Below are 24,620 nucleotides of genomic sequence, written 5' to 3'. Positions count from 1 at the left end.
TTCCAGCCTAGGCGTCCGTTGTTTCCGCCGGACGCGGTGGTGTGCGCTCCTGCAGGCGCCACGGCAACCGGGAGCGTGTCGCGACGATGATCAGACCGACCACGACGATGGTCGCTATCGAGGCCTGGACGATGATGAACGGTTGGTACTCGCTGCCGTTGGGCATGAGGATCATGCCGACCACCGAGGAGAACGCGATGGTGGGGATCCGGAACACCGGCCGGGTCGCCCAGGCCGCGAGCGGGATCACTGCCCACAGCAGGTACCAGGGCTGCACGACTGGGAAGAGCAGCACGATCGCGCCCAGCGACACGCCCAGCGCACCCACGGGATGGATCCGGCCGGTGAGCACCGCGAGCAGCATGCGCACGGTGATGAAGGCGGCCACCAGCGCGGCGATGGGACGCGTGATGGACAGCACGGCCGTGGTGTGGTCGCCGAGGCCGAGCAGCACACCCCCGAGACCCGTGCCCATACCGAGGAGGGTCGGAATCGACATCCAGCTGCGGACCTCCGTGGCGGTCCCCAAAGTCTTCGTCCAGCCGAATCCCAGGCCGCTGCCCCAGCTGACGGCCGCGATGACGACGCCGGTCCCGACGCCGAGGATCGCGGCGGCGACGATCACGGCGCGGAGCGTGGCACCCCACTTGCGGGCCAGGGCCATGCCCACGAATCCGAGCGCGAGCAGCGAGGGCACCTTGATCATCGACGACAGGGCGATCAGCGCCGTGCCGGCAGCGAGCCATCCCGCGAGACGCAGATGCGACGCGGACTCGTCGGCCGGGTGGACCGCCCGCAGGGCGAGCTCCACACCGGCGAGCATGAGACCGAGCATCAGGGCTTCGTTGTGGATGCCCGCGACCAGGTGGAACAGCAACAGCGGGTTGGCCGCGCCCAGCCACAACGCGCTCACCGACGCCACGCCGCACCGACGGGCCAGCCGCGGCAGCGCCCACACGATCAGGGCCACACCGACGAGCGCGAGCAACCGGTGGACGAAGATGCCGGCCACGATGTTCTCGCCTGTGACGTAGGTGATCTTCTCACCCAGCCACAGGAAGGCCGGACCGTAGGGGGCCGAGGTGTCGCGCCAGATGTTCGGCACCGTCCGGGTCAGGACGTGGTCCACGCCCAGCGCTCCCGCCGGCCCGATCGCGTAGGGATCGAGCCCGCGTGCCGCGATCTCGCTCTGCGCGAGATACGAGTACACGTCCTTGCTGAACATCGGCGGCGCAACGACGAGCGGAAGGATCCACAGCAGCAGGGTGCGGTCGAGTTGCGACCGGGACAGCCGGCGCACGGGACCGTCCGGCGCGCTCCGGCCGATAGCGAATCGTCCGAGCAGCAGCCAGGCGAGGATCACCAGCGCCGTGCCGATCATGGTTGTGGTGAGGGCGGCGCTCGGCATGCGCGCTGCCAACCCGAGAGCGCGTACGCCCTGCACGGGGTTCTGCAGGACCGGTTGCGCCCCGGCGCCGAGCGCCCCGACCGCCATGAGGACGGCACCGGTGGCGCCGAGCAGCCGGATCCGGTGCAGATATGTGTTCTCCGCCGCGTCGAGTCCGCGACCTTCGGCCTCGTCGCCGTGCAACACAACGGAGACATCGGCCCGGGGGCCGGGAGCGTCGAGGCCCAGGGCGCGTCGGACCCACGTGCGCAGACGGTGGCGGACTCCGGATCGCCCCGACGACGGAGGCGTCGTGCGCGGGGCGGACAGGGAAGGAGTCGACGGCACGTCAGAAGCGTAACGGGAGGGAGAATGCGGTCTCTGTGGGCTCCGTGATGAGGTGTAACAAAGGGCACCCTTGGTGGACCGTACTTCCGAATTCCGTCACACTGGTGTTGTGAAATACCCGTCCGACACCACCGACACCGCAGAACGCGCAGGTCACGTACCTGCCGCGGCGGCGTCGCACGTCGAGGACGCACGCAGGAATCCCGCCTCGACGGGTCGCGAGGTCCCGGAGGGACAGACGCGCGCCGCGGTCGTGCAGCTGTTGCTCGAAGAAGGCCCGATCACCGCGCCGGAGATCGGCGACCGCCTCGGGCTGAGCGCCGCCGGTGTGCGACGCCATCTCGACGCGCTCATCGAGTCCGGCGAGGCGCAGGCCGCGGCACCTCCTCGGAGGCAGGGCCGCGGTCGCGGCCGACCCGCCCGCCGCTTCCAGCTCACGGCCGTCGGGCGCGCTCGCCTCGGGCATTCCTACGACGATCTCGCCACCGCCGCGATGCGTCACCTCCGCGAACTCGGTGGCGAGGCCGCCATCGAGGATTTCGCTCGTCGGCGCGTCGATTCCATCCTCGGCAACATCGCCGCCGCCGATCCCGACGAGGAACCGGACGTCGAAGAACTCGCGGAAGAGATCGCCGATGCATTCACCTCGTCCGGATTTGCCGCGTCCACGCGCAAGGTCGGCGCGGGTGTCCAGATCTGTCAGCATCATTGCCCCGTCTCGCACGTCGCCGAACAGTTCCCGGAGCTGTGCGAAGCGGAGCAGGACGCATTCGTGAAGATCCTCGGCACGCACGTCCAGCGGCTCGCCACGATCGCGAACGGCGACGCGTTCTGCACCACACACGTGCCGGTCCTGCCCCGTCAGGACAAACCTCAGCGGGAGCCGCCGTCACGGTGAGCCGCCCCGCCCGCCGTTGTTCGGCCTCGAAACATCCACTTGTTGACCGTCGGCGTACAGCCCCCGCCGACCCCACCAGACTCCGGAAGGAGCTCGCATGACCGTCGCATCGGATCAGACGTCCGGCACCGCGCCGCTGACGCAGGAAGAGACGATCGATTCTCTCGGACACTACGAATACGGCTGGGCGGACCCCGACACCGCCGGCGCCACGGCGCAGCGCGGCCTGTCCGAAGACGTCGTGCGGGACATCTCGTCCAAGAAGAACGAACCCGAGTGGATGCTCGACATCCGCCTCAAGGCGCTGCGCACCTTCGACAAGAAGCCGATGCCGGTGTGGGGTTCGAACCTCGACGGGATCGACTTCGACAACATCAAGTACTTCGTGCGCTCGACGGAGAAGCAGGCCGCGAGCTGGGACGAGCTCCCCGAGGACATCAAGAACACCTACGACAGGCTGGGCATTCCGGAAGCGGAGAAGCAGCGCCTGATCGCCGGTGTCGCCGCCCAGTACGAGTCCGAGGTGGTCTACCACCAGATCCGCGAGGACCTCGAGAGCCAGGGCGTGATCTTCCTCGACACCGACTCCGGTCTGCGTGAGCACCCCGAGCTGTTCAAGGAGTACTTCGGCACGGTCATCCCGGCCGGCGACAACAAGTTCTCCGCCCTGAATACCGCGGTGTGGTCGGGTGGCTCGTTCATCTACGTCCCGCCGGGTGTGCACGTCGACATTCCGCTGCAGGCCTATTTCCGCATCAACACCGAGAACATGGGCCAGTTCGAGCGGACCCTGATCATCGTCGACGAGGGCGCCTCGGTGCACTACGTCGAGGGCTGCACCGCGCCGATCTACAAGTCCGACTCGCTGCACTCCGCGGTCGTCGAGATCATCGTCAAGAAGGGCGGTCACTGCCGCTACACGACGATCCAGAACTGGTCGAACAACGTCTACAACCTGGTGACCAAGCGCACCAAGGTCGAGGCCGGCGGCTCGATGGAATGGATCGACGGCAACATCGGTTCCAAGGTGACGATGAAGTACCCGGCCGTGTGGATGATGGGCGAGCACGCTCGCGGTGAGGTGCTCTCCGTGGCCTTCGCCGGCGAGGGCCAGCACCAGGACACCGGCGCGAAAATGTTGCACCTGGCTCCGCACACCTCCTCGACCATCGTGTCGAAGTCGGTGGCGCGCGGCGGTGGACGTGCCTCCTACCGCGGTCTCGTGCAGGTCAACAAGGGAGCCCACGGCTCGAAGTCGACGGTCAAGTGCGACGCGCTGCTCGTCGACCAGATCAGCCGTTCCGACACCTACCCGTACGTCGACATCCGCGAGGACGACGTCACGATGGGTCACGAGGCGACTGTCTCGAAGGTCAGCGACGACCAGCTGTTCTACCTCATGAGCCGCGGACTCGACGAGGACGAGGCCATGGCGATGGTGGTGCGTGGATTCGTCGAGCCCATCGCCAAGGAACTGCCGATGGAGTACGCCCTCGAACTCAACCGCCTGATCGAACTGCAGATGGAAGGGGCAGTCGGCTAAATGACTGCGGAAGCGAAGAACACTCCGGCTACCGGAGTGCAGGAAGCCGTGCGTGCCGAGAACCGTGCCCCGGCCGTCAACACCGCCGGCAAGCCGGCCGTCAACAAGGGTGAGGTCTTCACGTCGTTCGACGTGAACGCCTTCGAGATCCCCTCGGGACGCGACGAGGCGTGGCGGTTCACCCCGCTGCGCCGCCTGCGCGGTCTGCACGACGGCACCGCCACCGCGACCGGCACCGCGACCATCGAGGTCACTCCGGTCGACGGCGTGCAGGTCGAGACCGTCGGGCGCGACGACGCGCGGCTCGGACAGGCCGGTGTGCCGTTCGACCGGATCGCGGCGCAGGCCTACTCGTCGTTCGGGAGCGCGACCGTCCTCACCGTCGGCCGCGAGGTCGAGGTCGCCGACCCCGTCACCGTGACGATCACGGGACCGGGTGAGGGCGACGTCGCCTACGGCCACGTGCAGATCCGGCTCGAGGCGTTCGCCAACCTCACGCTCGTCATCGACCAGCGCGGTAGCGGCACCTACGCCGAGAACATCGAGTTCGTGCTCGGCGACAGTGCGCAGCTGAAGGTCGTCGCGGTCCAGGACTGGGCCGACGACGCCGTGCACGTCGCCGCGCACCACGTCCGTCTCGGCCGCGATGCCGTGCTGCGCCACTTCACGGTGGCGCTCGGCGGCGATCTCGTGCGTGTATCGGCGACCACCAAGTACGACGGCCCCGGCGGCGACGCCGAACTGCTCGGCCTGTACTTCGCCGACGCCGGCCAGCACTTCGAACAGCGCCTGCTCGTCGATCACTCGCAGCCGAACTGCAAGTCGAACGTGGTGTACAAGGGTGCGCTGCAGGGCGATCCGGCCTCCGGCAAGCCCGACGCGCACACCGTGTGGATCGGCGACGTGCTCATCCGCGCCGAGGCCGAGGGCACCGACACCTTCGAGCTCAACCGCAACCTGGTGCTCACCGACGGGGCGCGCGCCGACTCGGTACCGAACCTCGAGATCGAGACCGGCGAGATCGTCGGTGCCGGTCACGCGTCGGCGACCGGCCGCTTCGACGACGAGCAGCTGTTCTACCTGCGTGCTCGCGGCATTCCCGAGGAGGAAGCGCGTCGCCTCGTCGTCCGCGGCTTCTTCCACGAACTGCTCGAGCGCATCACGGTGACCGAGGTCCGCGAACGGCTCGAGGCCGCCATCGAAGCGGAACTCGCCGCCGTCGGGGCCTGACCGGCCGCCTCCCTGTACTCCCGATACTTCTCCACTAAGGAAACGCATTTCGATGTCCACACCTTCGAACGTCCTCGAGATCAAGGACCTGCACGTCCGCGTCGCACAGACCGACGAGAACGCCGAACCCATCGACATCCTCAAGGGCGTCGACCTCACGGTCCGCTCGGGTGAGACGCACGCCATCATGGGTCCCAACGGCTCCGGCAAGTCCACCCTGTCGTACGCGATCGCCGGCCACCCCAAGTACGAGATCACCTCGGGCAGCATCACCCTCAACGGTGAGGACGTGCTCGAGATGAGCGTCGACGAGCGTGCCCGCGCCGGCCTGTTCCTCGCCATGCAGTACCCGGTCGAGGTGCCCGGCGTGTCGATGTCGAACTTCCTCCGCACCGCCGCGACCGCCGTGCGCGGCGAGGCCCCCAAGCTGCGTCACTGGGTCAAGGAGGTCAAGCAGGCGATGTCCGAGCTGGACATCGATCCGGCCTTCGGCGAGCGCAGCGTCAACGAGGGCTTCTCCGGTGGCGAGAAGAAGCGCCACGAGATCCTGCAGCTCGGCCTGCTGAAGCCGAAGATCGCCATCCTCGACGAGACCGACTCGGGCCTCGACGTGGACGCACTGCGCGTCGTCTCGGAGGGCGTGAACCGCTACCAGGAGAACGAGCACGGCGGCGTCCTGCTCATCACCCACTACACCCGCATCCTGCGCTACATCAAGCCGCAGTTCGTACATGTCTTCGTGGGTGGCCGCGTCGTCGAGTCCGGTGGTCCCGAGCTCGCCGACGAGCTCGAGACCAACGGCTACGTTCGTTTCACCCAGGCAGCAACGCAAGGAGCGTGATCGGATGACGGTGCCGGTGCGGACCTTGGACATCGCCCGGATCAGGGCCGATTTCCCGATCCTCGCGCGCACGGTGCGCGACGGCAAACCCCTGGTCTACCTCGACTCGGGAGCAACCTCCCAGCGCCCGGTACAGGTGCTGGACGCCGAGCGCGAGTTCCTCGCGACGCGGAACGCGGCCGTGCACCGCGGTGCGCATGCGTTGTCGGAGGAGGCGACCGACTCGTACGAGGACGCCCGCGCCGTCATCGCGGCCTTCGTCGGGGTCGACGTCGACGAGGTGGTGTTCACCAAGAACGCCACCGAGTCGCTCAACCTCGTCTCGTACGCCTTCGCCGACGACCGGTTCCCGCACCGGCTCGGACCCGGTGACGAGATCGTCGTCACCGAACTCGAGCACCACGCGAATCTCGTTCCGTGGCAGGAGCTCGCGCGGCGCACGGGTGCCACACTGCGTTGGTACGGCGTCACCGACGACGGCCGCATCGACCTCGACTCGCTGACGCTGACCGAGGCCGTCAAGGTCGTGGCGTTCACGCACCAGTCGAACGTGACCGGCGCGGTCGCCCCCGTCGAGGAGATCGTGCGGCGCGCGAAGGAGGTCGGCGCGATCGTCGTGCTCGACGCCTGCCAGTCGGTGCCGCACATGGCGGTCGACTTCCGTTCCCTCGGTGTGGACTTCGCGGCGTTCTCCGGACACAAGATGTTCGGGCCGTCCGGCGTCGGTGTCCTCTACGGTCGTCGCGACCTGCTCGCCGACGTGCCGCCGTTCATCACCGGTGGCTCGATGATCGAGACGGTCACGATGGAGGCGACGACCTTCGCCGCCCCGCCGCAGCGCTTCGAGGCCGGTTCGCCGATGACCTCGCAGGCCGTCGGTCTCGGTGCGGCCGTGCGGTATCTGCAGGACATCGGGATGGACGCGGTGGCCGCGCACGAACACGAACTCACCGCCGCAGCGCTCGCCGAACTGGCCGGCATCGACGGGGTGCGCATCATCGGACCCACCACCGCCGAACAGCGCGGCGGGGCCGTGTCGTTCGTCGTGGACGGCATCCACGCCCACGATCTCGGTCAGATCCTCGACGACGAGGGTGTGGAGATCCGGGTCGGACACCACTGCGCCTGGCCGCTGCACCGTCGCTTCGGGGTGGCCGCGACCGCCCGCGCATCGTTCGCCGTGTACAACACGCCGGACGAGGTGCAGGCACTCGGCGCGGCGATCCGGCGCGCCCAGAAGTTCTTCGGGGAGGCGTGATCCGATGCGGATGGAGCAGATGTACCAGGAAGTGATCCTGGACCACTACAAGCACCCGCATCATCGCGGGCTGCGCGAACCGTTCGGCGCCGAAGTGCACCACGTCAACCCCACCTGCGGCGACGAGGTGACGCTGCGTGTGCATCTCGACGGCGACACCGTCGCCGACGTCTCCTACGACGGGCAGGGCTGCTCGATCAGCCAGGCGTCGACGTCCGTGCTCACCGACCAGGTGATCGGGGTTCCGCTGGGCGACGCACTGAAGATGGTCGACGGGTTCGTCGAGATGGTGAGCAGTCGCGGCACCGTCGACGGCGACGAGGAGTTGATCGGCGACGGCATCGCGTTCGCCGGCGTGGCGAAGTACCCGGCGCGCGTGAAATGTGCGCTGCTGGGCTGGATGGCTTTCAAGGATGCGGTCGCACAGACCGTCGACAGTGCGTCCGCCGGCGAGGCGGACGCCACCCACACCGTTTCGAGCGGAGGACAGAACTGATGACCGAACCCGCACCGGGCACCGGCAACACCGACGAGGCAGTCGTCGACGGGTCGGACGAGACTGCCACGCTGGTCGCGGCCACGGCCCCGCCGCTGGACCCCGGCCGCCTCGACGAACTCGAGGAGGCGCTCCGCGACGTCGTCGACCCCGAACTCGGCATCAACGTCGTCGATCTCGGCCTCGTCTACGGCATCTCCGAATCGGACGAGACGGTGACCGTCGACATGACGCTCACCTCCGCTGCATGCCCGCTCACCGACGTCATCGAGGACCAGGCCCAGGGCGCGCTCGTGCGCAGCGGCCTGTGCGACGAACTGCGCATCAACTGGGTGTGGATGCCGCCGTGGGGTCCCGACAAGATCACCGACGACGGACGCGAGCAGCTGCGCGCACTCGGATTCACCGTCTGAGCCCTATCTTCGGCCTCGGCGCCTGATCTCCGACTTCTGGTCGGAGATCAGGCGCCTTTGCGTTCGCCGGAGGTCTTCTTGGCGGCGGTCTTCTTCGCGGGACTCTTCTTGGTTGCCGAGCTCTTCGACGCGGTCTTCTTCGCCGTGCTCTTCTTTGCGGGACTCTTCTTGGTTGCCGAGCTCTTCGACGCGGTCTTCTTCGCCGGGGCCTTCTTCTTCGCGTCCTCGTCCTCGTCCTCGTTCGAGGACTTCTTCCCACCCGAGGACGAACCGGACGGGACCTTCTTGCCCGCCGCGTCGACGCTGCGCTGCAGGGCCGCGACGAGGTCGAGCACCTCGGCGTCCTCCTCGCCGGTGTCGGGTTCGGCGACCTGGAATACCTTCTCGCCTCCGCGCGCAAGGGCCTCGTCGATCAGCGTGCGCAGCTCCACCTGGTACTCGTCGGTGAACTCGGTGGGGTCGAAATCGTCGGACATGGATTCGACGAGGGTCTCGGCCATCGCGAGTTCGCGTTGCTTCGGCTTCTCGATGTCGTCGAGCGATTCGAACTCGGCCGCGCGCACCTCGTCGGGCCACAACAGGGTCTGCAGGATGAGCAGCCCGTCGCGGGTGCGCAGCGCCGCCAGTCGCGTGCGCTGGCGAAGTGTGAAGTGCACCAGCGCAGTCCGGTCGCTCTGCTCGAGGGTCGCGGCGAGCAGGCCGTAGGCCTTCGGCGACGACGAATCGGGCTCGAGATAATAGGACTTCTCGAACAGGATCGGATCGATCTGCTCTGTGGGCACGAACTGCAGGACCGGGATCTCGTGCTTCTCGGCCGCAGGAAGCTTCTCGAAGTCCTCGTCGGTGAGCACGACCCGCTCGCCGTCCTCGGAGTCGTAGGCCTTGTCGATCTCCTGGTAGGGGACGACCTCACCGCACTCGGTGCACACGCGCTGGTACTTGATCCGCCCGCCGTCCTTCGCGTGCACCTGGTGGAAGGTGATGTCGTGCGACTCGGTGGCCGAGTACACCTTCACCGGCACGTTGACGAGGCCGAACGCGAGTGAGCCTTTCCAGATCGACCGCATGTGTCCATCATGATCGACACCGCGGGAGCACGCTGGAAAGCTGCGAAACTCAACGGGGCGGGTGGTCGAGACCTTCGCCACACCGCTGTAGTCGGGAGATCAGCGGAGCGAACGCAGGATCGTGACGCGCTGGGACGGGGGCAGCGCCCGGAACAGGCTCCACATCGTGGCCGCCACGCCTGACGCGTCGTCGCGACCCGATAGATACGCGCGTTGCTGCGCGACCGGCAGAGCGAAGAACGCGTCGAAGAACTCGGTCGCTCCGTGCGCGTCGAGCCGCAGCAGGACCCGCAGTCCCATCTGCCGCATCGCCGCCACCGAACGGGCGCGGACCGGCCACAGGACCCGTCGCGGGTCGTCGCCGCGGCGCATCGCGTCGACCGCCGCGTCCGCAGTCGACAGCGCCGTGGCCACCGCGTATCCCGTGGCCGGATGCATGAGACCACCGCGGGCACCGAAACCGATCACCCCGGGCGACGTCGGTGAGCCCTCCACCGCGAATCGCACCCGTTCGACCCGCTCGTCGCCGGTCGTGCGAACCCCTCGTGCCGCGAGCCGGACACGGAGGCGCCGTTCGAGTTCGCCGAGGCCGAGTGCCGGGCGCCCGACGAGACAGGTCTCCTCGAGGATCGTGCGGCCGTCACCGACCGGCACCGCGTACAGGAAGGACGGGACATCGTCGGGGGCGGTCCCGTTGTCGCGACGCCAGTCCATGAACCAGGCGTCGTGCCCGTCGAGGACCGGCGCGGCGGTCGCGTCGTCCACGATCACGCCGAACGCCGTCTGCTGGGCGCGCTGCGGATCGGCGGGAACCCCGCGGGCGTCGACGACAGTGCGCGCACGTACTCGGCGCCCGTCCTCGAGGACGACGCCCTCCGCGTCGACGTCGCGCACGCGACCCGTGACCACCGTGACCGCGCCGAGGTCGAGGACGTCCTGCAGCCGCGCCGTGTCCAGCACCCGGTAGGCGCGATCGACGAGGCGGGGTCGGGTCGTCCACGCAGCGGGCCTGCCTATGTGCGACGCCACCACCTCGTGGGGGAGCCAGGCCGGCAACTCGTCGGCCCATGCGGCGTAGGTCGCGGTCCACCGGCGCTGCGGGCGTACATCGACGGCCGTCACGGACAGCCCGGCCGCGGCCGCACGGAACGCCAGCGCCCGGCCGGCGGGCCCGAGTCCGGCCACGACGAGGTCGGTGGGGGGAAGGTGGCTCACGGGCGCCAGCCTAGGTCGCCCGGCGGGGGGAGCCGGGTGGTGCGCATCGAGGGGTAGCGCATCTCACCGTGGGAACGGCGCCGTTCCACGGTAAAATGAGTGGTTCGTGTGCCCGGCATTTGTCACCATGACACCCATCCCGTCGTCTTTCTGTCTAGGAGCCCGTGCGTGATCACCGCTACCGACCTCGAAGTCCGCGCCGGCGTGCGGACGCTGCTCACCGCCCCCGGCTCGGGGCTGCGGGTGCAGGCCGGGGACCGGATCGGCCTCGTGGGACGCAACGGTGCCGGCAAGACCACGACCCTGCGGATCCTCGCGGGTGAGGGCGAACCCTACGCCGGCACCGTGATCCGCTCCGGAGACATCGGCTACCTTCCGCAGGATCCCAAGGAGGGCAATCTCGACGTCCTCGCGAAGGACCGGGTGCTGTCGGCGCGAGGACTCGACGAGATCCTGCGCAGCATGGAGAAGCAGCAGGCGCTCATGGCGGAATCAGTGGACGAGAAGATCCGCGACCGCGCCGTGCGCAAGTACGGCACTCTCGAAGAGCGTTTCGCGATGCTCGGCGGGTATGTCGCCGAATCGGAGGCCGCCAGTATCTGCCACAGCCTCGGTCTGCCGGACCGTGTGCTCGCTCAGCCCCTGCACACCCTCTCCGGTGGTCAGCGCCGACGCGTGGAGCTCGCGCGCATCCTGTTCGCCGCCTCCGACGGTTCGGGCGGCAAGTCCGACACCACCTTGCTGCTCGACGAACCGACCAACCACCTCGACGCCGACTCCATCACGTGGCTCCGCGGGTTCCTGCAGAACCACGACGGTGGCCTGATCGTGATCAGCCACGACGTCGACCTGCTCGCCGATGTCGTCAACAAGGTGTGGTTCCTCGACGCGGTGCGCGGTGAGGCCGACGTCTACAACATGGGCTGGAAGAAGTATCTCGACGCGCGTGCCACCGACGAGCAGCGTCGTCGCCGCGAGCGTGCGAACGCGGAGAAGAAGGCGTCGGCGTTGCAGAAGCAGGCCGCGAAGCTCGGGGCCAAGGCGACGAAGGCAACCGCGGCACAGAACATGGCCAAGCGCGCCGAGAAGCTTCTCGACGATCTCGACGACGTGCGGGTGGCCGACAAGGTCGCCAAGATCCGATTCCCGACGCCTGCTGCATGCGGCAAGACGCCGCTGATGGCGAAGGAACTGACCAAGGTCTACGGTTCGCTCGAGATCTTCACAGGTGTCGACCTCGCGATCGACCGTGGCAGTCGAGTGGTCATCCTCGGCCTCAACGGTGCCGGCAAGACGACACTGTTGCGTCTTCTCGCCGGAGTGGAAACACCCGATCTCGGCGAGCTCGTCCCGGGTCACGGTCTGAAGATCGGGTACTTCGCCCAGGAACACGACACCATCGACGACTCGGCCTCGGTGTGGGAGAACATCCGGCACGCCGCGCCCGACGCCGGCGAACAGGATCTTCGGGGACTGCTCGGCGCGTTCATGTTCACCGGTCCGCAGCTCGAACAGCCCGCGGGAACGCTCTCCGGCGGTGAGAAGACCCGGCTGGCGCTGGCCGGGCTCGTGTCGTCGGCGGCGAACGTGCTCCTCCTCGACGAACCGACCAACAACCTCGATCCGGTCTCGCGCGAGCAGGTGCTCGACGCGCTGCGCAGCTACGAGGGTGCCGTCGTGCTGGTCACCCACGATCCGGGCGCGGCGGAGGCCCTCGATCCGGAACGCGTGATCCTGCTTCCCGACGGAACCGAGGATCACTGGTCCCAGGAATATCTCGAGCTCATCCAGCTCGCCTGACGGGATCTGCACCCCGATCGGCTCCGCTGACCCGATCTTCGTCCGCGCAACCGGGCGGTCCTCTAGCCTGGGAAAGGGACCTTTGGCGAGGGCGCAGGGAGGATCCGATGGCGCGAAATTCCGGTGGTGGAGAGACGACCTACGCGAAGGGAGCCCGGGTTACGGGGGAATCTCGGGACCGTTTGCAGGAAAGTCTGAAGCGCCGCTACGAGGAGGGTGCGAGCATTCGGACGCTCGCGCAGGAAACCGGTCGATCCTACGGTTTCGTGCACAACGTTCTCGTGGAGTCGCAGGTACGGCTGCGGGGCCGCGGCGGGCCGAACCGTCGAAGGGCGGCGGCGAGCGACGAGAAGGCCTGAGGAGGGGCAGCGCGCGTCAGTCGCGTCGGCGCACCGACTCCTCGACGAGGTCGAGCACCGCGACAAGATCCTGTTCGGCGTGCCCCGAGGCAAGGCGGGCGACGAGTCCGTCGAGGACGAGGTCGAGATAGCCGAGGAGAACTTCGGTCGGCACGTCGTCGCGGAGCCGGCCCGCTTCGCGCTGCCGTTCGAGACGACCCACGGTGGCCTCGGTCAATTCCGCGGAGTGCTGTGTCCATGCCTTCGCGAACTCGGGGTCGGTACGCAGGCGGCGGGTGATCTCGAGTCGGGTCCCGAGCCAGTCGAACTGATCGGGCGTGGACAGCATGTCGCGCATGACCTGCACGAGACCCTCGTTGGCGGCGACGTCCGCCATGCGCCGCGCGTCCTCCTGCGCGAGCGCGAGGAACAGGCCGTCCTTGTCCTTGAAATGGTGGAAGATCGCGCCCCGGGACAGGCCCGTGGCCTCTTCGAGCAGTCGCACGGTCGCGCCTTCGTAGCCGTATTCGGCGAAGCACCGACGGGCACCGTCGAGGATCTGCCTGCGCCGCGCGGCGAGATGGTCCTCACTGACCTTGGGCACGCGCCACTTCCTTTCCGCTCGAGGGAGACGGCGGGCCCGAGACGAGTCTCGTCCCGGGCCCGCCGCTTCACACAGATGTGACCGTTCGAGTCACGTGCAGTGCTCTCAGCCGCGGATCATGTTCCGCAGCACGTACTGCAGGATGCCGCCGTTGCGGTAGTAATCCGCCTCACCGGGGGTATCGATACGGACCACGGCGTCGAAGGTGACCTTCTCGCCGTCTTCCTTGGTCGCCGTGACCTTGACGGTCTTCGGCGTGACACCCTCGTTGAGCTTCTCGATGCCCTCGATGTCGAAGACCTCGGTGCCGGTCAGGCCGAGCGACCGGGCCGACTCGCCCGCGGGGAACTGCAGCGGGATGACGCCCATGCCGATGAGGTTCGAGCGGTGGATGCGCTCGAACGACTCGGTGATGACGGCCTTGACGCCGAGCAGGCGGGTGCCCTTGGCGGCCCAGTCACGCGAGGAGCCCGAACCGTACTCCTTGCCACCGAGGACGACCAGCGGGATTCCGGCCTCCTGGTAGTTCTGCGAGGCGTCGTAGATGAACGCCTGCGGAGCACCGTCCTGGGTGAAGTCGCGGGTGTAGCCACCGGAGACACCGTCGAGCAGCTGGTTCTGCAGACGGATGTTCGCGAAGGTACCGCGGACCATCACCTCGTGGTTGCCGCGACGCGAACCGAGCGAGTTGTAGTCCTTGCGCTCGACACCGTGGGCGTCGAGGTACTGCGCGGCGGGGGTACCCGGCTTGATGGGGCCGGCCGGGCTGATGTGGTCGGTGGTCACCGAATCGCCGAGCAGCGCGAGCACACGCGCACCCTTGATGTCGGAGACCGCATCCGGATCCATCGTCATGCCGTCGAAGTACGGAGCCTTGCGGACGTACGTCGAGTTCTCGTCCCAGGCGAAGGTGTCGCCCTCCGGGGTGGAGAGGTTCTGCCAGCGCTCGTCGCCCTTGAAGACGTCGGCGTAGGACTTGCGGAACATGTCCTGGCTGATCGCCGACTTGATGGTGTCGTCGATCTCCTGGGCGGAGGGCCAGATGTCCTTCAGGAAGACGTCGTTGCCGTCGGTGTCCTTGCCCAGCGCGTCGGTCTCGAAATCGAAGTCCATCGTGCCCGCGAGCGCGTACGCGATGACCAGCGGCGGCGAGGCCAGGTAGTTCATCTTCACGTCGGGGGAGATGCGACCCTCGAAGTTGCGGTTGCCCGAGAGCACCGCGGTGACCGACAGGTCGTTGTCGTTGACGGCCTTCGAGATCTCCTCGGGCAGCGGGCCGGTGTTACCGATGCAGGTGGTGCAACCGAAGCCACCGAGGTAGAAGCCGAGCTTCTCGAGGTACGGCCACAGGCCGGCCTTCTCGTAGTAGTCGTTGACGACCTGCGAACCCGGAGCCATGTTGGTCTTGACCCACGGCTTGGTGGACAGGCCCTTCTCGACGGCGTTGCGGGCGAGCAGCGCGGCGCCGAGCATGACCGACGGGTTGGAGGTATTGGTGCAGGAGGTGATGCCTGCGACCACGACGGCGCCGTGGTCGAGGACGAACTCGCCGCGCTCTTCCGAGACGACCTTGACCGGCTTCGACGGACGGCCGTGGGAGCCGTTGGCAGCCGAATGGACGTCGACGGCACCGTCGTCCGCGAAGGACAGCACGGCCGGGTCGGACGCCGGGAAGGTCTCCTCGACGGCCTCGTCGAGCTTGGTGTGCTCGGCCGGAAGGTTCTCCTCCACGTAGTTGTGGATGTCCTTGCGGAACGCGACCTTCGACTCCGACAGCAGGATGCGGTCCTGCGGGCGCTTCGGGCCGGCGATCGACGGGACGACCGTCGACAGGTCGAGCTCGAGGTACTCGGAGAACTCGGGCTCGCGGCTCGGGTCGTGCCACAGGCCCTGCTCCTTGGCGTACGCCTCGACGAGAGCGAGCTGCTCGTCGCTGCGGCCGGTCAGGCGCAGGTAGTTGATGGTCTCGCCGTCGATCGGGAAGATCGCTGCGGTGGAACCGAATTCGGGGCTCATGTTGCCGAGGGTCGCGCGGTTGGCGAGGGGAACCTCGGCCACGCCGGCGCCGTAGAACTCGACGAACTTGCCGACGACGCCGTGCTTGCGCAGCATGTCGGTCACGGTGAGCACGACGTCCGTGGCGGTCACGCCCGGATTGATCTCACCGGTGAGCTTGAAGCCCACCACGCGCGGGATGAGCATCGAGACGGGCTGGCCGAGCATCGCGGCCTCTGCCTCGATGCCGCCGACGCCCCAGCCCAGCACACCGAGGCCGTTGACCATGGTGGTGTGCGAGTCGGTGCCGACGCAGGTGTCCGGGTACGCCTGACCGTTACGGACCATGACGGTCGGGGCGAGGTACTCGATGTTGACCTGGTGGACGATGCCCATTCCGGGCGGGACGACGCGGAAGTCGTCGAAGGCGCCCTGGCCCCAGCGGAGGAACTGGTAGCGCTCGCCGTTGCGCTCGTACTCGAGGTCGACGTTGCGCTCGAGGGCGTCGGCGCGACCGAAGTAGTCGAGGATCACCGAGTGGTCGATGACCATGTCGGCGGGGGAGAGGGGGTTGACCTTGTTGGGGTCGCCGCCCAGGGTGGTGACGGCCTCACGCATGGTGGCGAGGTCGACGACGCAGGGGACGCCCGTGAAGTCCTGCATGATCACGCGGGCAGGCGTGAACTGGATCTCGATGCTCGGGTCGGCGGAGGGATCCCAGTCGGCGATGGCCCGGATGTGATCGGCCGTGATGTTGGCACCGTCCTCGGTGCGCAGCAGGTTCTCGGCCAGGACCTTCAAAGAGTAAGGAAGTTTCTCGGTGCCGGGGACGGCCGACAGGCGGAAGATCTCGTACGAGTTGTCTCCGACCTGCAGCGAACCCTTGGCGCCGAACGAATCACTACTGGTGCTCACGTCAGCTCCACTCGTCGTTTCGGCTGGCCGCCGACGGGGCTGTGTCGACGGCTGAAGCGAGGCACACGACGTTCACCCGCGGCCCGTGGCCCGGATGCAGAATGTCGTGGCGTCTCGCACTCGATTCTAACAGTACGCTTGTCCTGTATTGAACCGAAGTCGGGGTTGTCGTCCCGATGCGAGGCGGCGCGGGTATCGATGCTGTTCGCGACGAGTGCTGCGAGCCCCCGTCGCGCGATCGCGTAGTGTTCTGCACTGCCGCACGGGTGTGGCGCTTCGTGTCGTTTCCGAGCGGCCGGACCGCCGGATCGCCCGGATTTTGTTCAGCACCACCGGAGAGAGATGTCTGCGCCACTGCTTCGCATACCGGGCCCTGCGCTCACGGATCTGCCTGCCGGGGTCTCGATCGACAAGGTGCTCGTCGATCTCGCCGACGATCAGGTGGCGGCGCCGTCGCAGTACGTCGACGATCTCGTCGCCGAGGTGCAGCGCGCCCAGGAGAACGGGATCGATCTGAGTGTGGTCGTGCTCGACCGGGACCCCCGTATCGATTCGCAGCTGCGCGACCTCGCGACGGAGGTGGGAGCCGAGGACGGCGGGACCGTACTGGTCCTGAGCCCAGGATGGGTCGGGACGTTCAGCGCGGATCTCGACCGGGTTACTCTCGAGGCGGCCCAGGACCGCACGTACACCGGAGATCCGGTGGTGTCCACGCGCAACTTCGTCGATTCGGTGCTCGAGCCGTCGCCCCCCTGGACGCTGATGACGTTGCTCATCATCGCGGTCGTCGCCCTTGCAGCCGGCGCGACCTTCCTGGCGAAGCGGCGCCGGGTGGACGGTGACCCAACCGTTGCCGGCGGTAACGGACCGTCATCGTCCGAGGCTTCCTGAGGTCTCTTTCCCGTCACTGCCGAAGCGTTTTCCGGGCCGTCCCTGCGACGGTCCCGTTGCGACCCCGCGGGTGAAGCCGTTCGGTGTCCTCACGGTGTTCTTCGAGCGATCTTCGTGACTGTCATGCGACATACCCCTGTGGTGTCGTACGGTTCTCATGACGCTCTTGGGGAAGGTGTGTCACAACCCGGCTCGTGGGGGCGCTGCCCACAGCCGGTGTACGACTGCAGCGTGTGAGCCGTGGGGTACCCACGGCCGGCGGATGCTGCTTGCCTTCCTCGGATCGTCCGGCCGGATGTCTCGGCCACCAGGTGCGACCGAGGGAGACGCAAGTGAGACGGTTCGGTATCCACGGAGGGATTCCGCGACGGTCGGGGCCGGACGGCGCCGGCACGACGCTCACTGCAGGTCGCCGACCCGACAGTCCGACGCCCCGTCGTGCCCCGCGGGCGCGCACCGGCACGCTGCTCGCCGGTTTGGGACTGGTCACAGCCGTACTCCTCACCGTCTCCACGACGGCCTCCGCGGCGCCGCCCCCGCCGCCGAATCCCTCCGACGCGGAGATCGACCGCGCAGGTGCCACCGTCGCGGCCACTATCGATCGGGTCGGGCAACTGATCGTCCGGATCGCCGACGCCGATCAGCAACTCGCCGAGCTCGACGCGCAGGTCGCGATCCGACGTGAGGACGTCAACCGGGCTCTCGTCGACCTGCAGAGCGCGCGCGATGCGGCGGATCTCGCCGAGCGGGTGGTCGCGGATTCCCGTCGTGCACTCGACGACGCCGCCGATCGGATCGCCGCCGCGCAGCAGAACTTCGACGCGTTCGTCCGCGACAGCTACACGCGCGGCGCCAATTCTGTGTCCCTCGCCGCCTTCCTCGATGTCGACGGTCCGGACGACCTGCTCGACCGTGCCCAGGTGATGCGGGTGCTCTCCGCCGGGCGCACCGCGGTGCTCGACGCGCTCCAGCGCGCCCGGGCCACGGAGGCCAACTCCCACTCGCGGGCGCGGGCGGCCAAGCTCGAGGCCGACGCGGCTGCGGACGCGGCCGAACAACGCAAGGCCGAAGCGGAGGCCGCGATCGCCGTCGCGCGTGTGGAACTCGGCCGGCAGGCCGCCGAGAAGTCGCGGATCGAGCAGGAACGCGCGGGCGCACAGAGCGAGCTGGACAAGGCCCGTGTGAACGTCGCCGGACTCGAGGGGCAACGCGCGCAGTATCTCGACTGGGATCGTCGCCGGGCAGCCGAGGAAGCTGCTGCGGCGGCGGCGGCCGAGGCAGCGCGGGTCGCGGCTGCGGAGGCGACCGAGCGTGTCGCGGCCGACGCCGCAGCCCGGGCACGTGCGGCGGAACTCGCCAACGGTCGCCGCCCCCACACCCTGATCGAGGACTCACCCGCCGCGACCGACGGCGACGTCGCATCACCAGGAGAGGTCACCACCGAGTCCGGGGCCCCGCAGGACGACGGAACCGATACGGGTACGCCGGGCTACACCGATGGTGGAACCGTCCCGGACGGCACCGACGGGGGAACCGTCCCGGACGACACCGACGGTGGCACCGTCCCGGACGACACCGACGGTGGCACCGTCCCGGACGACACCGACGGTGGCACCGTCCCGGACTACACGGACGAGGACACCGACAGCGGAACCGTCCCGGACGAGACGGACGGCGGGACCGTTCCCGACGAGGGCGACGACGCCGGTAGTGACGACGGTGGGATCGACTGGGAGAACCCGGATCCGAGCGATCCCGTCGTGGAGACTCCGGGATCCGGCACCGGCGGAACGGGCTCCCGCCCCTCCGCGCCGAACTCGACGCCTCGCACTCCGTCCCGTCCGAGCGTCACCGGTCCTGCGGCGGTGGAGGTCGTCATCGACCGCGCGATGTCCCAGATCGGGGTGCCCTACGCGTGGGGCGGCGGAAACGAGAACGGCCCGACCCGTGGCATCCGCGACGGCGGTGTCGCCGATGTCCACGGTGACTACGCCAAGGTCGGCTTCGACTGTTCCGGACTGATGATCTACGCGTTCGCGGGTATCGGCATCTCGCTCCCGCATTACACCGGATATCAGTACACGGCAGGCTCACAGATCCCGTCGTCGCAGATGAGACGGGGCGACATGATCTTCTACGGACCCAACGCCAGTCAGCACGTCGCGCTGTACCTCGGTGACGGGCAGATGCTCGAGGCGCCGCAGTCGGGGTCGTACGTGAAGATCTCGCCGGTACGCTGGGGCGGCATGACACCGTACGTGGTGCGCATGGTGTCGTGAGGGCGAGGTTTGCCGCGGCCCTCGTACCGCTCAGGAGTGGTGCTCATCCGGTCGATCCCGGGTGCTTTCTCCCGGTCGGTGCAGGGGTGACGACACACCGAGCCGGCACCTGCAATAGTGGTGCAGCAGGTGTTTCCAGCGGAGCGACGTAGGCGAAAGCGGTGGATTGTTGGTGACCTCACGCGAGGGTGGAACGTCCGGTTCGGCAACGCCGGGCAACCAGGGCGGCAACGACGGACGGAAGAACAACCAGGCTGCGGCGAGTGCTGCGCCGGCGCCGGCGCCGAAGACTGCCGGCGTGAACACCTCACCGGCTCCGCAGGCATCCGGCGTGAATACCCGTAAGCCCGGCGGCGACGCCCCTGCGAAGGCGTACGATCCGGCCGACGACGTCCGCCTCCTCGAACGGGCCGTCTACGAGGTCAAGCGTGTGATCGTGGGCCAGGACCTGCTGGTCGAGCGGATGCTCGTCGGTGTCCTCGCCCGCGGACACGTGCTGCTCGAAGGTGTGCCGGGCGTGGCGAAGACGCTGGCCGTCGAGACCTTCGCGAAGGTCGTCGGCGGGTCCTTCTCCCGCGTGCAGTTCACTCCGGACCTCGTTCCGACCGATCTTGTCGGTACTCGTATCTACCGCCAGGGACGCGAGGAGTTCGACACCGAACTCGGCCCTGTCGTCGCGAACTTCGTGCTCGCGGACGAGATCAACCGCGCCCCGGCGAAGGTGCAGTCGGCCCTGCTCGAGGTGATGGCCGAACGGCACGTCACCATCGGCGGGAAGACCTTCCCCATGCCCGAGCCGTTCCTCGTGATGGCGACACAGAACCCCATCGAGAACGAGGGTGTCTATCCGCTGCCGGAAGCGCAGCGCGACCGCTTCCTGTTCAAGGTCCTCGTCGACTATCCGACGGTGGAGGAGGAGCGCGAGATCGTCTACCGGATGGGCGTCGCCGCTCCGGAGCCGAAGCAGGTGCTCGACAACGAGCAGCTCCTGCGCCTGCAGAAGATCGCCGGACGCGTCTTCGTGCATCACGCGCTGGTCGACTACGTCGTGCGTGTCATCTTCGCGACGCGGCAGCCCGCCGAACTCGGACTGCACGACGTGCAGGGTTGGATCGCCTACGGCGCATCGCCCCGAGCGACGCTGGGCATCATCTCCTCGGCCCGTGCCCTCGCACTCGTGCGGGGCCGCGATTATGTGGTGCCGCAGGACATCGTCGACGTCATCCCCGATGTGCTCCGCCACCGCCTGGTGCTGTCCTACGACGCGCTCGCGGACGATGTCTCCGCGGATCAGATCATCACCCGCATCCTGCAGACGGTCGGCCTTCCGCAGGTCGCGCCGCAGGCGAACGCACCCGTGCCGTCGGCGACACCGGCGCCCGTCGATCCGCGGCCCGCGCCCGACCCGCAGGCACCCGTCGGTGCGCCCGGTCCGCAGGGAGGTGCGGGCGCGCGGTGAGCACACGTCCTCACGACGGGTCGCCACCGCGGTTCCGGTCCGGTGAACTGCGCGATCCCGCGCTCACCGCCGCGCTCCGCACCCTCGAGCTGACTGTGCGACGCCGTCTCGACGGTGTCCTGCACGGCGACCACCTCGGTCTGATCCCGGGGCCGGGTTCCGAACCGGGCGACGCCCGGGAGTACCAGCCGGGCGACGACGTCCGGCAGATGGACTGGTCGGTCACCGCGCGCACCACGCATCCACACGTGCGTCAGACCGTCGCCGACCGCGAACTCGAGACGTGGCTCGCGATCGACCTGTCGGCCAGCCTGGACTTCGGTACCGGCATGTGCGAGAAGCGCGATCTGGTGGTCGCGGCGGTGGCCGCGCTGGCGCACCTCACCACCGGCGGCGGAAACCGGATCGGGGCCGTGGTCTCCACCGGCAGCGAGACGGTCCGCGTCCCCGCGCGCGGTGGACGGCTGCACGCCCAGTCGCTGCTGCGGACGGTCGCGACCACCCCGCACCCGCCGGACGGGACCCGCGGTGATCTCCGGGGCGTCGTCGAGGCACTGCGACGCCCTCAGCGCCGCCGGGGTCTCGCCGTGGTGGTGAGCGACTTCCTCGGTCCGCTCGACTGGGAGAGGTCCCTGCGGGCACTGTCCGGCCGTCACGAACTGCTGGCCGTGGAAATCCTCGACCGCCGCGACCTCGAACTGCCCGATCTGGGCGACGTGGTCCTCCATGATCCGGAGACGGGCCGCACCCGCGAATTCACGACCACTCCGGAACTGCGGGCCGACTACGCGCAGGCGGCCGCCGAGCATCGGGCGGCCGTGCACCAGGCGCTGCGCAGTTGTGGTGCGCCCGTCCTGACTCTGCACACCGACCGCGACTGGATCGGCGATGTCGTGCGGTTCGTCGCGGCGCGTCGGCACAGTTACGGCGCACCCGCACGGCAGGGGGGACGATGAGCCTGTCCGGTTTCACGTCACCGTGGTGGTTGCTGCTGTTGTTCGTCGTCGCCGCCCTCGGCGGCGCGTACGTGCTGGTCCAGCGTCGACGCCAGACGAACACGCTGCGTTTCACGAATCTCGAACTGCTCGAGAAGGTCGCTCCCGCCCGTCCGGGACGCGCCCGCCACATTCCCGTCGCGTTGTTGCTCGTCGGCCTCGTCTTCCTCACGGTGGCACTCGCCGGCCCGACCGCCGAGCAGCGGGTGCCCCGCAACCGGGCCACGGTCGTGCTCGTCATCGATGTGTCGCTGTCGATGGAGGCCACGGACGTCGCGCCCACCCGCCTCGCTGCGGCCCAGGAAGCCGCCAAACAGTTCGCCGACGACCTGACGCCCGGCATCAACCTCGGGCTCGTCGCGTTCTCGGGCACCGCCTCGGTCCTGGTCTCACCGACCACCAACCGGGAGGCGACCAAGTCCGCGATCGACAACCTGCAGCTGAGCGAACGCACCGCGACCGGCGAGGCGATCTTCACGGCGATGCAGTCCATCGACACGCTCGCCGCGGTACTCGGCGGCAGCGACCAGGCGCCGCCCGCGCGGATCGTGTTGCTGTCCGACGGCAAGCAGACCGTCCCCGAGAGTCCCGACGATCCACGCGGCGGGTTCACCGCGGCGCGGCAGGCGGCGGAGAAGGGCATCCCGGTCTCGACGATCTCGTTCGGTACGCAGACGGGAACCGTCACCATCGAGGACGACCGGATCCCCGTGCCCGTCGACGACCCGTCGCTCAAGGAGATCGCCACTCTCTCGGGCGGCAGCTTCTTCACCGCGGCGAGCCTCGAGGAACTCGAGGACGCCTACAACACGCTCGAAGAGCAGATCGGCTTCGAGACGACCCGCGGCGACGCCAGTCGTCCCTGGCTCATGCTCGGAGCTCTGGCGGTGATCGCGGGGCTCGGCGCGGCGATGGTGTTGCGCCAGCGGCTGCCCTGATCCGGCTTGTGCCCCCTCACGGAGCGTTTTCCGTCCTGGACCGGCCACCAGATAGGTTGGAACGCATGACTGACGCAGAAAGTGCCGCAGCGTCCACGCGCGCGGGTGCCACCCCCCGATCCGTGCTCGTCACGGGTGGAAACCGCGGGATCGGCCTCGCCGTCGCCCGTCGACTGCAGGCGGACGGCCACAAGGTCGCCGTCACCCATCGCGGTTCGGGTGCACCCGACGGCCTGTTCGGTGTGCGGTGCGACGTCACCGACGCCGATTCGGTCGATGCCGCGTTCACAGAGGTCGAGGATCATCAGGGTCCCGTCGAGGTGCTCGTGGCGAACGCCGGCATCACCGACGACACCCTGCTGATGCGCATGAGCGAGGACCAGTTCACTTCGGTGATCGACGCGAATCTCACCGGCGCCTTCCGATGCGCCAAGCGCGCGAACCGCGCGATGCTGCGTGGCCGCTGGGGCCGCATGATCTTCCTCGGCTCGGTGGTCGGCCTCGCGGGCCAGGCCGGTCAGATCAACTACGCATCCTCGAAGGCCGGCGTCATCGGTCTCGCCCGCTCCGTCACCCGCGAACTCGGTTCGCGCTCGATCACGGCCAACGTCGTCGCTCCCGGCTTCATCGAGACGGACATGACCGCGGATCTGTCCGACGACCTGCGCGAGACAGCGAAGAAGTTCATCCCGCTGCAGCGCCTGGGCAGGCCCGAGGACGTCGCAGCCGTCGTCAGCTTCCTCGCCTCCGACGACTCTGCCTACGTCTCCGGCGCCGTGATCCCGGTCGACGGCGGCATGGGCATGGGCCACTGACGGTCCGGCGGACCACACCGCGGTCGCACCGACCACATCCGAATCTCACTGGAGGACCGACACACTCATGGGCGGACTGCTCGAGGGCAAGACCATTCTCGTCACCGGCATCATCACCGATGCCTCCATCGCCTTCCACACCGCGAAGGTCGCGCAGGAACAGGGCGCGAAGGTGATCATCACCGGCTTCGAACGACTCCGGTTGATCGACCGGATCGCGCAGCGTCTCCCGCAGCCGGTGCCGCCGGCGATCAGCCTCGACGTGCAGAACCAGGAGGATCTCGACGGTCTCGCCGACAAGATCCGCGAACTCGCACCGGAGGGGATCGACGGTGTCGTCCATTCCATCGGCTTCGCCCCCCGGTCGTGCCTGGGCAGCCCCTTCCTCGACGCGCCGTGGACGGACGTCGCGGTGGCACTCGAGGTGTCGGCCTACTCCTACGGCGCGCTCGCCAAGGCCGTCCTGCCCGTCATGAACGAGGGCGGTTCGATCGTGGGAATGGACTTCGATCCGTCCCGGGCCGTGCCGTTCTACAACTGGATGGGTGTGTCCAAGGCGACGCTCGAGTCGGTGAACCGCTATGTGGCCAAGGAGGTCGGCCCGCGCGGTATCCGGTCCAATCTCGTCGCTGCCGGCCCGATCAAGACGCTCGCCGCGAAGGCCATCGCCGGCGACGCGACCGGTCCGGGCGCCGAGATGAACCGACTCAACGAGGGCTGGTCGGCCGCGTCCCCGATCGGCTGGGACGTCGACGATCCGACGCCTGTGGCGAAGACCGTGTGTGCGGTGCTCTCCGACTGGTTACCCGGGACGACGGGATCCATCGTCTACGTCGACGGCGGGTTCCACTCCCAGGTCGGCTTCGGCGGCTGACCGCACCACGGAAGGCACTTC

General features: G+C 68.3%; 21 protein-coding genes. 16 read left to right on the top strand and 5 right to left on the bottom strand.

Translation table 11 applies throughout. The annotated features are described in order from the left end of the window. Positions 1-7: 7 nt before the first annotated feature. The gene (gene mptB / locus GON09_RS06885) at positions 8-1,735 is read right to left on the bottom strand and encodes a polyprenol phosphomannose-dependent alpha 1,6 mannosyltransferase MptB (RefSeq protein WP_374195287.1); all 1,728 of its coding nucleotides are present in this window, start codon (positions 1,733-1,735) and stop codon (positions 8-10) included. 73 nt (positions 1,736-1,808) lie between these two features. Here mptB and GON09_RS06880 point away from each other — a divergent pair, with 73 nt between their 5' ends. The 7 genes from GON09_RS06880 (at position 1,809) to GON09_RS06850 (ending at position 8,414) form a co-directional block, all read left to right on the top strand. Beyond that, a complete protein-coding gene (locus GON09_RS06880) occupies positions 1,809-2,633 on the top strand; it encodes a helix-turn-helix transcriptional regulator (protein ID WP_213931156.1) in 825 nt (274 codons plus the stop codon). Positions 2,634-2,730: 97 nt separating this feature from the next. Then, entirely contained in the window at positions 2,731-4,176 is a 1,446-nt protein-coding gene (gene sufB, locus GON09_RS06875) for a Fe-S cluster assembly protein SufB (protein WP_213931155.1), read from the top strand. Further along, positions 4,177-5,406, top strand: coding sequence for a Fe-S cluster assembly protein SufD (gene sufD / locus GON09_RS06870; protein WP_213931154.1), 1,230 nt, complete (start codon positions 4,177-4,179; stop codon positions 5,404-5,406). A gap of 52 nt (positions 5,407-5,458) precedes the next feature. Further along, positions 5,459-6,247: a Fe-S cluster assembly ATPase SufC gene (gene sufC, locus GON09_RS06865; protein WP_213931153.1), complete on the top strand. Its 789-nt coding sequence runs from the start codon at positions 5,459-5,461 to the stop codon at positions 6,245-6,247. Positions 6,248-6,251: 4 nt separating this feature from the next. Next, positions 6,252-7,505, top strand: a complete 1,254-nt coding sequence (locus GON09_RS06860) for a cysteine desulfurase (protein ID WP_213931152.1) — start codon at positions 6,252-6,254, stop codon at positions 7,503-7,505. Positions 7,506-7,509: 4 nt separating this feature from the next. Next, on the top strand, positions 7,510-8,001 hold the full coding sequence (gene sufU, locus GON09_RS06855) for a Fe-S cluster assembly sulfur transfer protein SufU (protein WP_213931151.1): 492 nt from the start codon (positions 7,510-7,512) through the stop codon (positions 7,999-8,001). Further along, positions 8,001-8,414 (top strand): metal-sulfur cluster assembly factor, encoded by a 414-nt coding sequence (locus tag GON09_RS06850; protein WP_213931150.1) that lies wholly within the window; start codon positions 8,001-8,003, stop codon positions 8,412-8,414. The genes sufU and GON09_RS06850 overlap by 1 nt, the downstream gene beginning before the upstream one ends. A gap of 47 nt (positions 8,415-8,461) precedes the next feature. On the opposite strand, the gene ku is transcribed toward GON09_RS06850, so the two are convergent. After that, a complete protein-coding gene (ku, locus tag GON09_RS06845; protein ID WP_213931149.1) occupies positions 8,462-9,481 on the bottom strand; it encodes a non-homologous end joining protein Ku in 1,020 nt (339 codons plus the stop codon). A gap of 99 nt (positions 9,482-9,580) precedes the next feature. Next, complete coding sequence (locus tag GON09_RS06840) at positions 9,581-10,696, bottom strand: lycopene cyclase family protein (protein ID WP_213931148.1); 1,116 nt, start codon at positions 10,694-10,696, stop codon at positions 9,581-9,583. 168 nt (positions 10,697-10,864) lie between these two features. Here GON09_RS06840 and GON09_RS06835 point away from each other — a divergent pair, with 168 nt between their 5' ends. Next, a complete protein-coding gene (locus tag GON09_RS06835) occupies positions 10,865-12,496 on the top strand; it encodes an ABC-F family ATP-binding cassette domain-containing protein (RefSeq protein WP_213931147.1) in 1,632 nt (543 codons plus the stop codon). Positions 12,497-12,603: 107 nt separating this feature from the next. Next, on the top strand, positions 12,604-12,855 hold the full coding sequence (locus GON09_RS28305) for a helix-turn-helix domain-containing protein (protein ID WP_244865420.1): 252 nt from the start codon (positions 12,604-12,606) through the stop codon (positions 12,853-12,855). A 16-nt stretch (positions 12,856-12,871) separates the two neighbouring features. Here GON09_RS28305 and GON09_RS06830 read toward each other — a convergent pair whose 3' ends face one another. Both GON09_RS06830 and acnA read right to left on the bottom strand, forming a co-directional pair. Beyond that, complete coding sequence (locus GON09_RS06830) at positions 12,872-13,438, bottom strand: TetR/AcrR family transcriptional regulator (protein WP_213931146.1); 567 nt, start codon at positions 13,436-13,438, stop codon at positions 12,872-12,874. A gap of 105 nt (positions 13,439-13,543) precedes the next feature. Next, entirely contained in the window at positions 13,544-16,348 is a 2,805-nt protein-coding gene (gene acnA, locus GON09_RS06825; RefSeq protein ID WP_213931145.1) for an aconitate hydratase AcnA, read from the bottom strand. 342 nt (positions 16,349-16,690) lie between these two features. Between acnA and GON09_RS06820 the strand changes: the two genes are divergently transcribed. The 7 genes from GON09_RS06820 to inhA all read left to right on the top strand — a co-directional run bounded on the left by GON09_RS06820 (position 16,691) and on the right by inhA (position 24,599). After that, the gene (locus tag GON09_RS06820; RefSeq protein WP_244865419.1) at positions 16,691-17,239 is read left to right on the top strand and encodes an Rv1476 family membrane protein; all 549 of its coding nucleotides are present in this window, start codon (positions 16,691-16,693) and stop codon (positions 17,237-17,239) included. 332 nt (positions 17,240-17,571) lie between these two features. Then, positions 17,572-19,518 carry an NlpC/P60 family protein gene (locus tag GON09_RS28710; protein WP_307854333.1) on the top strand — a complete coding sequence of 649 codons (1,947 nt, stop codon included), beginning with the start codon at positions 17,572-17,574 and terminating at the stop codon, positions 19,516-19,518. Positions 19,519-19,690: 172 nt separating this feature from the next. Beyond that, entirely contained in the window at positions 19,691-20,977 is a 1,287-nt protein-coding gene (locus GON09_RS06810; protein ID WP_213931144.1) for an AAA family ATPase, read from the top strand. Next, a complete protein-coding gene (locus GON09_RS06805; protein WP_213931143.1) occupies positions 20,974-21,933 on the top strand; it encodes a DUF58 domain-containing protein in 960 nt (319 codons plus the stop codon). Before GON09_RS06810 ends, GON09_RS06805 begins: the two co-directional genes overlap by 4 nt. After that, positions 21,930-22,910 carry a VWA domain-containing protein gene (locus tag GON09_RS06800; RefSeq protein ID WP_213931142.1) on the top strand — a complete coding sequence of 327 codons (981 nt, stop codon included), beginning with the start codon at positions 21,930-21,932 and terminating at the stop codon, positions 22,908-22,910. Before GON09_RS06805 ends, GON09_RS06800 begins: the two co-directional genes overlap by 4 nt. A gap of 65 nt (positions 22,911-22,975) precedes the next feature. Beyond that, positions 22,976-23,725 (top strand): 3-oxoacyl-ACP reductase FabG1, encoded by a 750-nt coding sequence (gene fabG1, locus GON09_RS06795; RefSeq protein ID WP_213931141.1) that lies wholly within the window; start codon positions 22,976-22,978, stop codon positions 23,723-23,725. A gap of 67 nt (positions 23,726-23,792) precedes the next feature. Next, positions 23,793-24,599, top strand: coding sequence for an NADH-dependent enoyl-ACP reductase InhA (inhA, locus tag GON09_RS06790; protein WP_016935267.1), 807 nt, complete (start codon positions 23,793-23,795; stop codon positions 24,597-24,599). The last annotated feature ends 21 nt before the right edge of the window (positions 24,600-24,620 follow it).

Origin of the sequence: Rhodococcus sp. B50, assembly GCF_013602415.1 — a bacterium.
Taxonomy (GTDB): domain Bacteria; phylum Actinomycetota; class Actinomycetes; order Mycobacteriales; family Mycobacteriaceae; genus Rhodococcus.
This window is presented reverse-complemented; position numbering and strand designations above follow the sequence as displayed.

Bases quoted from the DNA above. Each gene is read 5' to 3' on its own strand.
- sufB (WP_213931155.1), top strand. From the start codon at position 2,731: ATGACCGTCGCATCGGATCAGACGTCCGGCACCGCGCCGCTGACGCAG.
- sufD (WP_213931154.1), top strand. From the start codon at position 4,177: ATGACTGCGGAAGCGAAGAACACTCCGGCTACCGGAGTGCAGGAAGCC.
- sufC (WP_213931153.1), top strand. From the start codon at position 5,459: ATGTCCACACCTTCGAACGTCCTCGAGATCAAGGACCTGCACGTCCGC.
- GON09_RS06860 (WP_213931152.1), top strand. From the start codon at position 6,252: ATGACGGTGCCGGTGCGGACCTTGGACATCGCCCGGATCAGGGCCGAT.
- sufU (WP_213931151.1), top strand. From the start codon at position 7,510: ATGCGGATGGAGCAGATGTACCAGGAAGTGATCCTGGACCACTACAAG.
- GON09_RS06850 (WP_213931150.1), top strand. From the start codon at position 8,001: ATGACCGAACCCGCACCGGGCACCGGCAACACCGACGAGGCAGTCGTC.
- ku (WP_213931149.1), bottom strand. From the start codon at position 9,481: ATGCGGTCGATCTGGAAAGGCTCACTCGCGTTCGGCCTCGTCAACGTG.
- GON09_RS28305 (WP_244865420.1), top strand. From the start codon at position 12,604: ATGGCGCGAAATTCCGGTGGTGGAGAGACGACCTACGCGAAGGGAGCC.
- GON09_RS06820 (WP_244865419.1), top strand. From the start codon at position 16,691: ATGTCTGCGCCACTGCTTCGCATACCGGGCCCTGCGCTCACGGATCTG.
- GON09_RS06800 (WP_213931142.1), top strand. From the start codon at position 21,930: ATGAGCCTGTCCGGTTTCACGTCACCGTGGTGGTTGCTGCTGTTGTTC.
- fabG1 (WP_213931141.1), top strand. From the start codon at position 22,976: ATGACTGACGCAGAAAGTGCCGCAGCGTCCACGCGCGCGGGTGCCACC.
- inhA (WP_016935267.1), top strand. From the start codon at position 23,793: ATGGGCGGACTGCTCGAGGGCAAGACCATTCTCGTCACCGGCATCATC.